Here is a 15,731-nt window from a genome sequence, read left to right on the forward strand (position 1 = left end):
GGCGCCGTACGTCAGGTCACTGTGCCGGGCTGCCGGCCTTCTGTGCGCGGATCAGGTCGCGGTACCAGGCGTAGGAGTCCTTGGGGGTCCGGCGCAGCGTCTCGTAGTCGATGTGGACCAGGCCGAAGCGCTTGCTGGCGCCCTCGGTCCATTCGACGTTGTCGGTGAGCGACCAGGTGAAGTAGCCGCGCACGTCGACCCCGGCGTCGATGGCGGTGCGCAGGGCCCGCAGATGTCCTTCGAGGTAGGCGATCCGGCGGGTGTCCTCGGCGGGCTCGTCGACGGCGCAGCCGTTCTCGGTGATGTAGAGCGGCGGGAGCCGGTCGCCGTAGCGGCTGTGGAGCTGGACGAGGGTTTCGCGCAGGCCGTCGGGGACGACGGGCCAGCCGAAGTCGGTCTTCTCGTAACCCTCTATCTCGCGGATGCCGAAGGGGAGTTCGGGAGGCATCCGGTAGCCGGAGAAGGTTTCCGGGGTGCTGGTGCCGGGGGCGCCGACGAGGGTGGGGTTGTAGTAGTTGACGCCGTACCAGTCGAGCGGCGTGGAGATGGTCCTCAGGTCGTCCTCGACCGGGCCGGGCATCAGTGCGGCGAAGTTCTCGTCGGGGTAACGGCCGGTGAGGACCGGGTCGGCGAACAGCCAGTTGGTGATCGTGTCGTAGAGCTTCGCGCCCAGGCGGTCCTCCTCGCGGTCCCCGGCGGTCCAGACCGGGGTGTGCGAGACGGCGATGCCGATGTTGTCCGCGCCCGCGCCGCGCAGCGCGCGCACGGCGAGGCCGTGGGCGAGGAGCTGGTGGTGGGCGGCGGGCAGGGCGTCGAAGAGGAGGGCGCGGCCCGGTGCGTGCTCGCCGAGGGCGTAGCCGAGCAGTGTCACCTCGGCCGGTTCGTTGATGGTGATCCACATCGGTACGCGGTCGGCGAGGCGCTCGGCGACGATGCCCGCGTACTCGGCGAAGCGGTAGGCGGTGTCCCGGTTGAGCCAGCCGCCCTCCTCGTCGAGCGGTAGCGGGGTGTCCCAGTGGTAGAGGGTGGGGGCCGGGGTGATGCCGTGGGCGCAGAGCTCGTCGACGAGCCGGTCGTAGAAGTCGAGTCCCTGCGGGTTGACCGCTCCGCTGCCGCCGGGCACCACGCGCGGCCAGCTGACGGAGAAGCGGAAGGCGTCGGCGCCGAGGCCGGCCAGCAGGGCGACGTCCTCGCGGTAGTGCTGGTGGAAGCCGGTGCCCCGGGTGGTGTCGGTGCCGTCCTTGATCCGTCCGGGCTGCGCGGCGAAGGCGTCCCAGCCGGAGGGGCCCTTACCGTCGGTGTCGGCCGCCCCCTCGGTCTGGAAGGCGGACGCGGAGGCTCCCCAGAGGAAGCCCGGCGGGAACGACGGCACGGTCATCTCGGCCTCCACAGCCGTACGAGGGAGTGCGTATTGAGCGGAACCCGATGGGGCAATGATCAGAACCAGACCTTAATCGCCAGTAACGGGCTCGATCCAGTGTCGTGGGCCGGTGACCGTGTCTGTTGCCGACGACGGGGCACGGGGCACGGGGGCGATCAGACGAGGAGCGTTGCATGCTGTTCGAGGTATGGGCACCGGATGCGGACGAGGTGGGGCTGCGGCTGGCGGGCGAGCCACGGGCGATGGAGCGTGATCCGGCACGGTCCGGCTGGTGGACGGCCGAGGCGCCGGCGTCGGACGGCGACCGCTACGGCTTCGTCCTGGACGCGGGAGGGAGCGGGAGCGACGGGAGGGTGCTCCCCGATCCGCGCTCGCGGCGCCAGCCGGACGGGCCGGACGGCGAGAGCGCCGTCGTCGACCACTCGCTGTTCGAGTGGCACGGCGGCTGGACCGGCCGGGGGCTCGCGGGGGCCGTTCTGTACGAGCTGCACATCGGTACGTACACCGAGGAGGGCACCTTCGACGCGGCGGCCGCCCGGCTGGGGCATCTGGCCGGGCTGGGCGTCACCCATGTGTCGCTGATGCCGGTCTGCCCGTTCCCCGGCACGCACGGGTGGGGGTACGAGGGGGTGTCGCTCTGGGCCGTGCACGAGCCGTACGGCGGACCGAACGGGCTCAAACGATTTGTCGACACGGCGCACGGTCTCGGGCTGGCGGTCCTGCTGGACGTGGTCCACAACCATCTCGGCCCGTCCGGCAATCACCTGCCGGCCTTCGGCCCGTACTTCACCGAGACCCATCACACGCCGTGGGGGGCGGCGGTCAATCTCGACGCCCCCGGTTCGGACGAGGTACGGGCGTTCCTTCTGGGCAGCGCGCTCGCCTGGCTGCGGGACTACCGGCTGGACGGGCTGCGGCTCGACGCGGTCCACGCCCTGGCCGACGGCCGGGCGCTGACCTTCCTGGAGGAGCTGTCCACGGCGGCCGACGCGCTCGCCGCGGAACTGGGCCGTCCGCTGCCGCTGATCGCCGAGTCCGACCTCTGCGACCCGAGGACCACGACCCCGCGCGAATCCGGCGGCATCGGACTGCAGGCCCAGTGGAACGACGACTTCCACCACGCCCTGCACACCGCGCTGACCGGTGAGTCCCAGGGCTACTACGCGGACTTCGCCCAGGCTCCGCTGGCCGCCGTCGCCAAGACCGTGACCAGTGCGTTCTTCCACAACGGCACATACTCCAGCTTCCGGGGCCGGACCCACGGCCGCCCCGTCGACATCGTCCGCACGCCCGCCCACCGCTTCGTCGGCTACGCCCAGACCCATGACCAGATCGGCAACCGGGCGCTGGGCGACCGGCTCTCCGCGACGCTCTCCCCCGGCCTGCTGGCCTGCGCCGCGGCCCTCGTCCTGACCGGGCCGTTCACGCCGATGCTGTTCATGGGCGAGGAGTGGGGCGCGCGCACCCCCTGGCAGTTCTTCACCGACCACACCGATCCGGCCCTCGCCGAGGCGGTCCGGAGCGGCCGAAGGCGGGAGTTCGCGGCGCACGGCTGGTCGGCGGACGACATCCCTGACCCGCAGGACCCGGCCACCCGGAACCGTTCCTGCCTGGACTGGAGCGAGCCGTCACGGGAGCCGCACGCCCGCCTGCACGCCTGGTACCGCGAGCTGATCGCACTGCGCCGCGCCCTGCCCGACCTCCACGACCCGGATCTGGCATCGGTGCGCACCGCCCACGACGAGCAGGCGCGCTGGCTGGCGTACCGCAGGGGCGATCTGCGGATCGCGGTCAACCTGGGCGAGAAGCCGGCCACGATCCCGCTGGGCGGCGGCCGGCGCCGGGGCGGCGGGGACCGGTTGGTGGCGGCGTGGGTACCGGTGGATGCCCCGGGCGACGACGGGCTGCTGCATCTGCCGCCGGAGTCCTGCGTGGTGCTGGCCGACGGCTGAGGGGCGCGGCGGGGGGCGGGCGAACTTCGCGGCCGCCCCGCCCCGTGTCCGGCTACTCGACGATCGCCAGCTCGCGCGCCGTGCTGTTGAGGCGCCGGCCGCCGTCCTCGGTCACGGTCACGATGTCCTCGATCCGTACGCCGAACCGGCCCGGCAGATAGATGCCCGGCTCCACGGAGAAGCACATCCCGGGCACCAGCGGCTGCTCCTCGCCCTCGATCATGTACGGCGGCTCGTGGGTGGTGACACCGATGCCGTGGCCGGTGCGGTGGATGAAGCGTTCGCCGTAGCCGAACTCGGTGATGACCGCGCGGGCCGCCCGGTCGATCTCCTGGCAGGCGACGCCCGGCCGGACCGCGTTGCAGCCCGCCTCCTGCGCCTCGCGCACGATGTCGTGGACCCGCTGCTCCTCGGCGGTGGGTTCGCCGACGTGGACCGTGCGGGAGGTGTCCGAGCCGTAGCCGTGCTTGAGGCCGCCGAAGTCGAGTACGACCATGTCGCCCCGCTCGATGGTGCGGTCACCGGCCTCGTGGTGCGGGTTGGCGCCGTTGGGGCCGGAGCCGACGACCGTGAAGTCGACCTGGGAGTGCCCGAACCGCTTGAGCAGTCCGGCCAGTTCGGCCGCGATGTCGGTCTCCTTGCGGCCCGAGAAGCGCACCTTGAGGATCTCGCCGTACGTGGCGTCGGCGGCGGCTCCGGCGGCGGCGATCCGCTCCAGCTCGTGGGCGTCCTTCACCGCGCGCAGCATCGGCAGGGCCTCGGTGAGCGAGACGTACGAGGTGTCCGGCAGGGTGCGCTGCAGCCCGAGCAGATGCATCGCCCAGGAGTTGTCGCTGATCCCGAACCGGCCCCGGCCGTCGAGCAGCGGGGCGGTGACGGCGTAGGGGTCAGTGCCGTCGGTCCAGTCCCGCAGGGTGAACGCGGGGGCGCCGACGGCCTTCTCGGCGTCCGGGGCCTCCAGCGTCGGGACGACGAGGACCGGGTCCTGGCCCGGCGTGAGGACGAGGACGGTGAGGCGTTCGGTGTTCACGGGCTGGTAGCCGGTGAGGTACACGAGGTCGGGGCCGGGCGCGACCAGCACACCCGCGAGCCCGGCCTCGGCGGCGGTGTCGGCCGCGCGCGTCATGCGGGCCCGGTAGTCGTCGGCGGTGAACGGCACGGGCTGGCTCTGGCTGGACATGCGGGACCTCCTGGTGACGCGACACGGCACACAGCATCCTGCCCGTCCGGGCCGCCCGACGCGAGCGGGGCTCAGAATTCCGGATCCGGCCGTACGACGAGGTCGGCGCGGGTGCGGCCCCGCTCGACCAGGCGCGCGTTGGCTTCGTCGGACCGCGCCACCCAGCGCTCGGCGTACGCTCGCGGCTTCCCGAACCGCACATGGCGCTCGACCAGCCGCCGTACCCGCAGCACCGGGTCGGTCTCCAGGAACCACACCTCGTCGAGCAGCCCGCGCACGGGCGCCCAGGGGCCCTCGTCGTGCAGCAGGTAGTTGCCCTCGGTGATGACCAGCGGGATGTCCGGGGGTACGGGGACGGCTCCGGCGATCGGCTCCTCCAGGGCACGGTCGAAGGCGGGCGCGTACACGGTGGTACCCGCCTCCGGTGCGCGCAGGCGTCCGAGGAGGGCGGCGTACCCGGCGGCGTCGAAGGTGTCGGGGGCGCCCTTGCGCGCGGCGCGGCCGAGCCGTTCCAGTTCGACCCGGGCGAGGTGGAATCCGTCCATGGGGACGAGGACGGCGAGACCTTCGAGCGCGTCGACGAGCTGGGCCGCCAGGGTGGACTTCCCGGCCCCGGGCGGCCCCGCGATGCCGAGGATGCGGCGGTGGCCGGGGACGGCGAGGCGGTGGGCGCGGGCCGCCGCCCCGGTGGGATCGCTGATGGCCGGATCGCCGGTGGCCGGGTCGCCGGTGGCCGGGTCGCTGATGTCCATGCGGGGCATTGTCGCGAACCGGGGGGCGTCAGCGCGCCCCCTTGCCCTCCAGGTACGCCAGCACCGCCAGCACCCGTCGGTGCACCGTGCCGTCGTCGGGTTCCAGGCCGAGCTTGGCGAAGATCGAGCCGATGTGCTTGCTCACCGCCCGTTCCGTCACGACGAGTTCGGCGGCGATGGTGCCGTTCGCCTTGCCCTGCGCCATCAGTTCCAGCACTTCGCGCTCGCGCGGGGTGAGGCTCCGCAGCGGCTCGGCCGACGACTTGCGGGTCAGCAGCTGGGTCACCACCTCGGGGTCGAGCGCCGTACCGCCGCCCGCCACCCGTTCCAGGGCCTGGAGGAACTGGTCGACCCGGCCGATCCGGTCCTTCAGGAGGTAGCCGATGCCCTGAGCACCCCGGGCGAGCAGCTCGGCGGCGTACGTCTCCTCGACGTACTGGGAGAGCACCAGGATCGGCAGTTCGGGCAGCTCGGCGCGGGCGGCGATCGCGGCGCGCAGCCCCTCGTCCCGGAAGGTGGGCGGGAGCCGTACGTCGAGCACGGCGGCGTCCGGACGGTGTTCCAGCAGGGCGGGCAGCACCTCGGGCCCGGTCGCCGCGTCGGCCACCACCTCGTGGCCCGAGCTGGTGAGCAGCAGGATCAGGCCCTCCCGCAACAGCGCGTTGTCCTCGGCGATCACGATCCGCACGGCAGCTCCACTTCGATGTCCGTCGGCCCCCCGACGGGGCTGCTGATGCGGGTGGTGCCGTCCAGAGCGGCGATCCTCCGACCGATGCCGACCAGCCCGCTGCCGGTGGAAGGGTTCTGCGAGGTGCCGCGCCGTTCGTCCGCGCCGCCGCAGCCATTGTCGCTGATGGTCACCCGCAGGCTGCCGGGGGTGCGGGCGATGCGCACGGTCGCGGCCGTCGCACCGCTGTGTTTGCTGATGTTGGTGAGCGCCTCGGCGATGACGAAGTAGGCCGCGGCCTCGACCGCGGCCGGAAGGCGCCGGCCGTCCTCGACGCCGTCCAGTTCCGCGGCGACGGGCACGCCCGCGTCGGCGGCCAACGCCCTTACCGCACCGGCCAGTCCACGGTCCGTCAGCACCGGGGGGTGGATGCCGCGCACCACGTGCCGCAGTTCCGCGAGGGCCGCCTCCGCACCGTCCTGCGCCTCGTCCAGGCGGATGCGCGCGGCGGCCGGGTCGCTGTCGAGGAGCTGTTTGGCGAGGCCGATGCGCAGGGACAGGGCGACGATCCTGGCCTGGGCGCCGTCGTGCAGATCGCGCTCGATGCGGCGCAGTTCGGCTCCGTGCGCCTCCACCGCACCGGCCCGGCTCTCGGTCAGCTGGGCGATGCGTTCGGCGAGCGCGGTGGACGGCGAGGAGGTGAGCAGGGACCTGGTCCAGCCGGCCGACAGGTCCGCGAGCACGCAGTGCCAGCGCAGCACCCACCCCGGCCGTTCGGGCAGCGGTGTGCCGTACTCGTCGGCTGCCCGCCGGTCCAGCAGGCGCACGATGGGCAGCGCGACCCCGTCCACGAGGAGCCCGACCGGCCACAGCACCATCGCCAGATATCCGACGGCATTGCCCATGAGCGCCTGGAGCGGGAGCCAGAGCGCGTCGCGCCACACGGTCGGGTCGTTGAGTACGCGCCGTACCCGCTCGGAGAGTTCGGCGCTGTCCAGAGACGGATAGGGCGTCGGCGTGAACGGAACGCCCAGCCGCGCCGCCGCCCTGCGCCGCTCGAACTCCGCGAACCTGCGCAGCACCTTGGCGGCCTCCGGCAGCGCGGGCAGCCCGATGATCACGGCGGCGAACAGCAGGACCGCCACCACCAGGAACGCGCTCACATAGGCGACCAGTGCGACCGCGATGCCGACGGCCAGATAGCGCGACGCATCCCACGAACGCCTGATGGCGGTGGTCAGCGGGGCGGGTGCGGTGCTCATGACGGACCACGTTACGGGGGTTCGCCGGCCGCTGGAGTGGAGCCCTCCCCCGGGGTTCGGTGGAGTTGGCTGCACCCCCGTTCCGGGACCGCGCACCCTCGCCCGACCGGGCCGCCGTTCATAGCGTTTATCCAGGTCAGAAGGCACACGGCGGGGCAGAGGAAAGAATGGTGGGGTCAACGGTGGACACGATCACGGCGGTGCGGGCGTCCGCGCTGAGTCTGGAGTCGGTGAGCCGGCGCCACGGCCGGGGCGGCGGGGAGACCACCGCGCTCGACGCGGTCAGCTGCGCGGTCCCGGTGGGGAGTTTCACCGCGGTGGTGGGTCCTTCGGGCTCGGGGAAGAGCACGTTCCTCCAGTGTGCGGCGGGGCTGGACCGTCCCACGTCGGGCACGGTACGGATCGGGGGCACCGATCTCGGTGCGCTCTCCGAGGCGGCGCTGACCCGGTTGCGCCGGGACCGGATCGGCTTCGTCTTCCAGTCGCACGCCCTCAACCTGGTGCCTTCGCTGAGCATCGAGGAGAACGTCGTGCTGCCGCTGGTGCTGGCGGGCGCCGATCCGGAGGACGAGCGGGTGCTGAGCCGTGGGCGGGACCTGCTGACCCGGGTCGGCCTGGCGGGCCGCGGCACGCAGGGCCCGGCGACGCTCTCCGGCGGGCAGCAGCAACGCGTCGCGGTGGCACGGGCGTTGGTGACGGAACCCGAGGTGATCTTCGCGGACGAGCCGACGGCCTCCCTGGACCCGGAGTCGGCGGCGCTGGTGCTCGGTCTGTTGCGGGACGCGGTGCGGATCGACGGCCGTACGGTCGTCATGGTCACCCACGACCCGGTGGCGGCGAGCTGGGCGGACACCGTGCTGACGATGGACGGCGGCCGGCTGCGATGAGCAGGAAGAGCGGTAGTGCGAGCGAGGGCGGGAGCGGGAGCGGTAGTGCGAACAAGGGCGGGCGCGAAGGCGTGGCACGGCCCGGTTCGGATGTGCGGGCCGGAGTCCGTCGGGCTTCGGCGTTCCTCGCCCGGCGTTCGCTGAAGGCCCATCGCCGGGCCTGGGGCGCGGTGTTCACGGCGACGACGGCGGCAGCCGCGCTGATCGGGGCCTTCGCCCTCGTCGTGGGTTCGCTGCTGCTGGCGCAGCCGCCGGTGGCGCGTTACGCGGGGGCCGACGCGGTGGTGGCGGCCGATCAGCGGGTGGCGTACACGGCGAAGCCGTGGGGCAGCGAGCCGCAGACCGCGACGGCGTATCTGCCCGAACGGGTACGGCTCGACCGCTCCTTGGTGGCGGAAGCGGCCGCCGCGCACGGCGTCGCGAAGGCCGTCGCGGACGATTCGGTGCCGGTGACCGTGGGCGGAGAGGGCGGCGCGACGGCGGGCGCCGGCCGGTCCTGGGCGGCCGCCGCGCTCACCCCGTACCGGCTGGCGGAGGGCCGCGCGCCGAGGATCGCCACCGAAGTGGTCCTCGACGGCTCGGTGGCGGCGGCCACCGGGAGCAGGGTCGGTGGCCATGTGACATTGCAGGCGGACGGGGCTCCCCGGCGGTACACCGTGAGCGGGGTCGCCGGCACCGGTCACCGGGGCGGCTCCCCCGCCGTGTTCCTCACCGAGCGGCACCTCACCGCCCTGGCCGGACACCCCGGCACGGTCGACGCGATCGGCGTCCTCGCCGAGGAGGGCGTCTCCACGGACGCGCTGCGGGCATCGCTGGAGAAGGCGCTGCCCGACCGGGCCCGTGGCGACCGTGACGTCCGGGTGCTCACCGGCCAGGAGCGCGGGCAGGCCGAACACCCTGACGCGCTCGGCGCCCGCGGTGAACTGCTGCCGCTGCTGGCCTCGATCACGGGCACGGTCTTCATGGTGGCGCTCCTGGTGATCGCCACCACCATCTCCCAGGCGGTCCACCAGCGCGCCGGTGAGCTGGCACTGCTGCGTGCGGTGGGGGCGACGCCGCGTCAGCTCAGGTCGGCGGTCGGCCGCGAGGTGAGCCGGGTGGCCGGGGCTGCGGCGGTGCTGGGCGGGGTCGCCGCGGTGCCGTTGGGGCTGCTGATGCGGTCGCTGCTGACGACGGACCCGCTGCCGCTGCCGGTACCGGTGTGGCTGCCGTTCGCCGCGAGCGCCGCGGCCGCTGTGCTCGTCGCGCTCGCCGCCCGGCCGGTGGCGGTCCTCGCCGCCAGGGGCGTCACCGGGCTGCGGCCCGCCGCCGCGCTGGGCGCGGCCCGTGCGCCCGAGCCCGGCGAGCCGGGGCGGGTGCGCACGGCCGCCGGGGCGGTGCTGGCCATGGGCGGCGTGAGCGCGGCCGGTGCGGCGACGGCACAGGGCGGGCAGGCCGCCGCGGTGGCCGCGTCGGGTGCGGCCACCTCGCTGATCATCGCGGTGGCGCTGCTCGGTCCGTGGATCGCCCGGGTGGCGACGCGGGTCCTCGGCACGCCGGTGCGGCGCGCCGGCGGGGTCTCGGGCTTCCTCGCCGCCAGGTCCGCCGCCGCGCACCATCGGCGCCTGGGAGCGGCGATCACCCCGATCGTGCTGGTGGTGGCGTTCGTCTGCGTGCAGTTGGCGGCGGGCTCGACGCTGGAACGGGCCGCCGACCGGCAGGCCGCCGCCGCGCTCCGGGCCGACCTGGTGGTGACGGGCCCGGCCGCCGGGCTGCCGGCCGGTACGGCGCGCGCCGTGCGCGAGGCTCCCGGGGTGAAGGCGGCGACCGGTGTACTGCGCTCCGGCGTCGTGCTCGCCCACCGCGAGATGGGCGATCCGAAGCTGGACCGGTTCCCCGTGCTGGGTGTGACGGCGGACCAGCTGTCCGGCACGCTCGACCCGCGCGTCACGGCGGGCGATCCGGCGGACCTCACCGGCAGGGGCACGGTGGCGGTCGGCGAGGACCGGGCGTCCGATCTCGGTGTCGGCATCGGTGACTCGGTGGAGCTCCGTCTCGGCGACGGCACCGAGGTACGGCTGCGGGTGGTGGCGCTCTACGAACGGGCCCTGGGGCTCGGTGAGTTCATGCTGCCGCGCGAGGCACTGGCAGGACACGTATCGGTCCCGCGCGACCAGCGGATCCTGGTCCGTTCGGCGGACGGCGGGGCGGCCCCGGCCGTACGACGCGCTCTCGCCGCGTACCCGGGTGTGCGGGTGCGGCCCGCGACGGCCGACGACGTACGGATCGCACCACCGTCCTCGGACCGGGACAACGCCATGGTCATCATCGGGGTCGGGGTGATCGGTGGCTTCGCCCTGCTCGCGGTGGTCAGCACGCTGTCCCTGATCACGGTGGGCCGCCGCCCCGAGTTCCGCCTGCTGCGGACGGTCGGTGCGGGCCGACGTCAGGTGCGGCGGATGCTGGTGCTGGAGACGGGTCTTGTGGCGGTGGCCGGGCTGGCGATCGGCACGCTGGTCGCGGCGGTCCCGCTGCTGGCGTTCGCGTTGTCGGTGACCGGTTCGGTGCCGTATCTGCCACCGGCCCGGTACGGGATGCTCGCGCTGGCCGTGACGGTGGCGGCGGGTGCGGGGGCGCTCGGGCCCGGCTGGTCCGGCGGCGGCCGGTCCGTACTCGGGCGGCGGGCGTGAGGGCGGCCGCCCCGACGCGTCACGGCGACGCGGGCAGGGGCAGCGCCCCCTCCCGTGCCGCCGCCGCGGCAAGCGCGTCGAGCACCGGGGCGATCAGCGGATGCCCCTCCGCCCCGTGCCGCACCGCGGCGAAGACCCGGCGGGTCGGCGCGCTGCCCTCCACCGGCCGCACCACCACTCCGGTCAGCTCCATCCCCAGCAGCGCCGACCGCGGCACCAGCGCCACCCCGGCGCCCGCCCCGGCCAGCGCGACCACCGCGCGGAAGTCGTCCGAGGAGTGTTCCATCCTGGGCTGGAAGCCGGCGAACTCGCAGGACAGGACCACCACGTCGTGGCAGGGGTTGCCGGGGTACGGGCCGATCCACGCGTCCTTCTCCAGGTCCGCGATCGCCACCTGGTCCCGGCCGGCCAGCGGATGCCCGACCGGCAGCACCGCGTCGAACGGTTCGGAGTACAGGGGCACCCGGGTCAGCCGCCGGTCGTCCTCGTCCGGGGCACCCCGGTACTCGACGGCGACCGCCACATCGACCTGCCGGTCGAGCACCATCGGCACGCTCGCGTCGCCCTCGGCGTCCTGGACCCGGACCCGGATGCCGGGCGCGGTGCGGGTCAGTGCGGCGATCGCGGGGGCGAGGACCAGGCCGATGCCGGTGGCGAACGCGGCGACGGTGACCGTACCCGCGTCCCCCGAGCTGTAGGCGGCGAGCTCCGCCTCGGCCCGTTCCAGCTGGGCCAGCACCGCGTTGGTGTGGGTCAGCAGGATCTCCCCGGCGGGCGTGAGCCGGGCACCGCGCGCGCCCCGTTCGACGAGCCGGTGGCCGGTCTCCTGCTCCAGCGCGGCAAGCTGCTGGGAGACCGCGGAGGGGGTGAGATACAGCGCGGCGGCGGCTGCGGTCACCGTGCGGTGGTCGGCCACCGCACGGAGGATGCGCAGCCGCCGTGAATCGATCATGTGACCCATTGTCCCAGGTCATGGGTGGAACCCCGCCGCCCGGCCGGGGCGCCCGGCCGGGCCCCGGGTGCTACTCCCCCAGCGCGGCCCGCGCGTCGACGAACGCGTCCACGGCCCGGTTCACGTCCTGTGTGGAGTGCGCGGCGGAGAGCTGGACGCGGATGCGGGCCGCGCCCTGCGGGACGACCGGGTAGGAGAACCCGATCACGTACACACCGCGCTCCAGGAGGAGCTCCGCCATCCGGCCTGCCTTCGCCGCGTCCCCGATCATGACGGGGGCGATGGCGTGGTCGCCGGGCAGAATGTCGAAGCCCTCCTCGGTCATCCGGGTACGGAAGAGCGCGGTGTTGGCGTTGAGCTGCTCGCGCAGGTCGCCGGCGGCCTCCAGCAGGTCGAGGACCTTGAGCGAGGCGGCCGCGATGACCGGGGCGAGGGAGTTGGAGAAGAGGTACGGGCGGGAGCGCTGGCGCAGCAGCGCGACGATCTCGGCACGGGCCGCGACATAGCCGCCGGACGCGCCGCCGAGCGCCTTGCCGAGGGTGCCGGTGATGATGTCGACCCGGTCCATCACGTCGTGCAGCTCCGGCGTGCCGCGGCCGCCGGGGCCGACGAAGCCGACGGCGTGCGAGTCGTCGACCATGACCATGGCGTCGTAGCGCTCGGCCAGGTCGCAGATCTCGCGCAGCGGCGCGACGTACCCGTCCATGGAGAACACGCCGTCGGTGACGACGAGCCTGCGCCGGGCGCCGGACGCCTCCTTGAGCTGCTTCTCCAGGTCCGCCATGTCGCGGTTGGCGTAGCGGAACCGCTTGGCCTTGGAGAGGCGGATGCCGTCGATGATGGAGGCGTGGTTGAGGGCGTCGGAGATGACCGCGTCCTCCGGGCCGAGGACGGTCTCGAAGACACCGCCGTTGGCGTCGAAGCAGGAGGAGTAGAGGATCGTGTCCTCCTGGCCGAGGAACGTGGAGAGCCGCTGCTCCAGTTCCTTGTGGACCTCCTGGGTGCCGCAGATGAAGCGGACCGAGGCCATGCCGTAGCCCCAGCGGTCCAGCGCCTGGTGGGCGGCGGCGATCACGTCGGGGTGGTCGGCGAGGCCCAGATAGTTGTTGGCGCAGAAGTTGAGCACCTCACCGGGGCGGCCGCCCGCGGTGACGGCGACCGACGCGGACTGCGGGGTGCCGATCACGCGCTCGGGCTTGTGCAGTCCGGCGGCCTCGATCTCTTCGAGGGTGGTGCGCATGTCGTCGCGTACGGAGTCGAACATGAGGGGTGTCTCCCAGCTGTCTACGGGGGCGTCGGGTCAGGAGGTCCAGTCGAGGATGACCTTGCCGCCGCGGCCGCTCGCCGCGTCGTCGAAGGCCGCTTCGAAGTCTCGGTAGCCGTACCGGCCGGTGATCACGGGGGCGAGGTCGAGGCCGCCCTCCAGCAGTACGGACATGGCGTACCAGGTCTCGTACATCTCGCGGCCGTAGATGCCCTTGATGGTGATCATCGAGGTGACGATGCGGGACCAGTCGACGGCGAATTCCTCGGACGGCAGTCCGAGCATGGCGATCCGGCCGCCGTGCGTCATGTTCTCGATCATGTGGCGCATCGCCTCGGGCCGCCCGGACATCTCCAGGCCGACGTCGAAGCCCTCGCGCAGTCCGAGTCGCTTCTGCCCTTCGAAGATGGTCTCCTCGCTGACGTTGAGGGCGAGGCTGACGCCGATCTTCCGGGCCAGTTCCAGCCGGGGCTCGCTGACGTCGGTGATGACGACGTGACGGGCGCCGGCGTGCCGGGCGACGGCGGCGGCCATGATGCCGATCGGTCCGGCGCCGGTGATCAGTACGTCCTCGCCGACCAGCGGGAAGGACAGCGCGGTGTGCACGGCGTTGCCGAACGGGTCGAAGATCGCGGCGACGTCGAGGTCGACGGGGACCCGGTGCACCCAGACGTTGGACGCGGGCAGGGCGACGTACTCGGCGAACGCCCCGTCCCGGCCGACGCCGAGCCCGAGCGTGGAACGGCACAGGTGGCGGCGGCCGGCCAGGCAGTTGCGGCACTTGCCGCACACCAGGTGACCCTCGCCGCTGACCAGGTCGCCGACGTTGATGTCGACGACGTCGGCACCGGTCCGTGCGACCTCGCCGACGAACTCGTGGCCGAGGACGAGCGGGGTGCGTACGGCCTGCTGGGCCCAGCCGTCGTAGTTGCGGATGTGCAGGTCGGTGCCGCAGATACCGGTACGGAGGACCTTGATCAGTACGTCCGTGGGGCCGATCTCCGGCTCCGGCACGTCCATCAGCCAGAGTCCCGGCTCGGCCTTCTGCTTCACGAGTGCCTTCACGGCTGCGGCTCCCTGCGCTGGTGCGGCGTTGAGTACCCCGGGCCGGGGGCATGCCAGAAGAAGCCTGCGGCCCGGGGAGGATCGAGAGGGACGGGACAACATGGGCAGCGCGCGTCGATCGGCTGCCGCGCACCATCCTCGGCCGTCACGGAGAAATCTGCCGCACCCCGCGCCACAGGTCCATCGAGGTTTTCTTAAGCGCGCCCGAAGATCCGCTTCATGCCGTCGGGGCGGTTCCCCCGTCCGGCGCGTGGAGGGCCCGGCTCAGACCTTGGTGCAGGGCCCCAGGAAGCGGGCCCGTCCCCTTCGCGGCCGGGACCGCCGACGGGTCGCTGTACGCCTGGGCGAACACTCACCCCCCGGCGACCTCCCCGGCCTCCTGAGGAAGGCGGGCGCCAGGACGGGGCCGGTGGACACGCGGCTGCCGGTGAACCCGGCGCTCTGTGCCCGGACGCCGAGGTCACCGATCCTGGCGTCCATCCACCCCTTGGCGCCCTTGGCGGTCACGGCGACGTCGGCGGGCTCGGCGCGCGCGTTTTGGCCCGCGGGCACCTCGACGGAGCGGGTGAGGGTGGTGAGGACCCCGCTGCCCGGCTCCGCCTGCTGCCACACGCAGTCTGTGCCGAGCACCGGCCAGGTGTCCGGGCCGCTCTCGTACGGGCGTCGCGCGACGACCCCGGGACCGAAGTCGTCGGGGTCCGCGATGCCCCGTCCGATGAGGTCGAGGGCCGATTGCCGGGTGGCGGGGAGCCGGGCCGGGGCCGCGTCGATGACGGGCTTGCCCGTGGCGTCGGGCGTCCGGCTTACGGCGGCGGTGGCACGGGGGGCGGGCGGAGAGGCGCCCGGCTGGTCCTTCGCGGCGCCCCCACCGCACGCGGTCGCGAGCAGCAGCGGTGCCGCCGCCAGGACTCCGTACCCGCGCCATCCGAGCCATCCGCGCCGTCTGCGCATCGGACCGCCGCACGCCAGGATCGAACACCCCCGTATCCCCGAAGACGCGTCGATCCTATGAGTGCGGAAGGGGGCGGCCGGTTCCCGCAATATCCGTCGTCCCGTCAGAACCCTTCGGGTCGCGGGTCCTTGGCGAGCCGGGCGTGCAGGTGCTCGTCGTGGTACTCACCGTCGCCGAAGCGGTGGGAGTCTCGCAGGACGCCCTCGGGGAGGTAGCCGCAGCGGTCGGCCACCCGGCAGGACGCCGGGTTGCCGACGGCGTGGGCGATCTCGACGCGGCGGGCGTCGGCGGTGTCGAAGCCCCAGTCCGTCACCGCCGCGACCGCCCTGGTCACGAGACCCCGCCCACGGGCGGCGGGCGCCAGCCAGTATCCGACCATCGCCAGCCCGTCCTCGCGGTCGACCCAGCGCAGGGCGACGCCGCCGAGCACCGCGTCGTCGGCGGCGTCCCGTATGGCGAAGGCGGCGACCGTACCGCGTTCCCACCCGGCGTCCCGCGCCTCCACCCAGGCGCGGGCGGCGTCCCGGTCGGTCGTCGCTATCGGGTTCCACAGGGCAATCGCCGGATCCGCCACGGCGGCCACCAACGCGTCCAGCACGGTCTCCGAATCGGCGTCCGCCCGGCTCCAGGGGCGCAGTACGGCGTTCACCAAATCGAACTCGGTGCGGACGAAGGTCTTGCGGTCGGCGGGGGCGGGGCCCGGGGCAGGGGCGGAGAGAGTACTCATGGCCCCATTTCTACTGAAGCA

At 73.5% G+C, this 15,731-nt stretch carries 13 protein-coding genes; 3 read left to right on the plus strand and 10 right to left on the minus strand.

Annotated elements, in window-relative coordinates; genetic code table 11:
- Positions 1-16: 16 nt before the first annotated feature.
- Positions 17-1,378: a GH1 family beta-glucosidase gene (locus tag OG842_RS08680; protein ID WP_266729055.1), complete on the minus strand. Its 1,362-nt coding sequence runs from the start codon at positions 1,376-1,378 to the stop codon at positions 17-19.
- Positions 1,379-1,554: 176 nt separating this feature from the next.
- Here OG842_RS08680 and treZ point away from each other — a divergent pair, with 176 nt between their 5' ends.
- On the plus strand, positions 1,555-3,333 hold the full coding sequence (gene treZ / locus OG842_RS08685; RefSeq protein ID WP_266729056.1) for a malto-oligosyltrehalose trehalohydrolase: 1,779 nt from the start codon (positions 1,555-1,557) through the stop codon (positions 3,331-3,333).
- 52 nt (positions 3,334-3,385) lie between these two features.
- On the opposite strand, the gene OG842_RS08690 is transcribed toward treZ, so the two are convergent.
- The 4 genes from OG842_RS08690 to OG842_RS08705 all read right to left on the minus strand — a co-directional run bounded on the left by OG842_RS08690 (position 3,386) and on the right by OG842_RS08705 (position 7,194).
- Entirely contained in the window at positions 3,386-4,513 is a 1,128-nt protein-coding gene (locus tag OG842_RS08690; protein ID WP_266729057.1) for a M24 family metallopeptidase, read from the minus strand.
- Positions 4,514-4,584: 71 nt separating this feature from the next.
- Complete coding sequence (locus tag OG842_RS08695) at positions 4,585-5,265, minus strand: nucleoside/nucleotide kinase family protein (protein ID WP_401875921.1); 681 nt, start codon at positions 5,263-5,265, stop codon at positions 4,585-4,587.
- Positions 5,266-5,293: 28 nt separating this feature from the next.
- Positions 5,294-5,953, minus strand: coding sequence for a LuxR C-terminal-related transcriptional regulator (locus OG842_RS08700; protein ID WP_266729059.1), 660 nt, complete (start codon positions 5,951-5,953; stop codon positions 5,294-5,296).
- Positions 5,941-7,194 (minus strand): sensor histidine kinase, encoded by a 1,254-nt coding sequence (locus tag OG842_RS08705; protein WP_266729060.1) that lies wholly within the window; start codon positions 7,192-7,194, stop codon positions 5,941-5,943. Before OG842_RS08705 ends, OG842_RS08700 begins: the two co-directional genes overlap by 13 nt.
- A gap of 167 nt (positions 7,195-7,361) precedes the next feature.
- Between OG842_RS08705 and OG842_RS08710 the strand changes: the two genes are divergently transcribed.
- Together OG842_RS08710 and OG842_RS08715 are read left to right on the plus strand one after the other, a co-directional pair.
- Positions 7,362-8,081, plus strand: coding sequence for an ABC transporter ATP-binding protein (locus OG842_RS08710; RefSeq protein ID WP_266729061.1), 720 nt, complete (start codon positions 7,362-7,364; stop codon positions 8,079-8,081).
- Positions 8,078-10,750 (plus strand): FtsX-like permease family protein, encoded by a 2,673-nt coding sequence (locus tag OG842_RS08715; protein ID WP_266729062.1) that lies wholly within the window; start codon positions 8,078-8,080, stop codon positions 10,748-10,750. The genes OG842_RS08710 and OG842_RS08715 overlap by 4 nt, the downstream gene beginning before the upstream one ends.
- Before the next feature lie 19 nt (positions 10,751-10,769).
- On the opposite strand, the gene OG842_RS08720 is transcribed toward OG842_RS08715, so the two are convergent.
- The 5 genes from OG842_RS08720 to OG842_RS08740 form a co-directional block, all read right to left on the minus strand.
- Positions 10,770-11,702, minus strand: a complete 933-nt coding sequence (locus OG842_RS08720) for a LysR family transcriptional regulator (RefSeq protein WP_266729063.1) — start codon at positions 11,700-11,702, stop codon at positions 10,770-10,772.
- A 70-nt stretch (positions 11,703-11,772) separates the two neighbouring features.
- A complete protein-coding gene (locus tag OG842_RS08725) occupies positions 11,773-12,966 on the minus strand; it encodes a glycine C-acetyltransferase (RefSeq protein WP_266729064.1) in 1,194 nt (397 codons plus the stop codon).
- 36 nt (positions 12,967-13,002) lie between these two features.
- The gene (gene tdh, locus OG842_RS08730) at positions 13,003-14,031 is read right to left on the minus strand and encodes an L-threonine 3-dehydrogenase (RefSeq protein WP_266729065.1); all 1,029 of its coding nucleotides are present in this window, start codon (positions 14,029-14,031) and stop codon (positions 13,003-13,005) included.
- Between the two features lie 264 nt (positions 14,032-14,295).
- Entirely contained in the window at positions 14,296-14,982 is a 687-nt protein-coding gene (locus OG842_RS08735) for a hypothetical protein (RefSeq protein ID WP_266729066.1), read from the minus strand.
- A gap of 104 nt (positions 14,983-15,086) precedes the next feature.
- Entirely contained in the window at positions 15,087-15,710 is a 624-nt protein-coding gene (locus OG842_RS08740; RefSeq protein ID WP_266729067.1) for a GNAT family N-acetyltransferase, read from the minus strand.
- Positions 15,711-15,731 lie beyond the last annotated feature (21 nt).

This window comes from Streptomyces sp. NBC_00376, from assembly GCF_036077095.1.
In the GTDB taxonomy this organism is placed as follows: domain Bacteria; phylum Actinomycetota; class Actinomycetes; order Streptomycetales; family Streptomycetaceae; genus Streptomyces.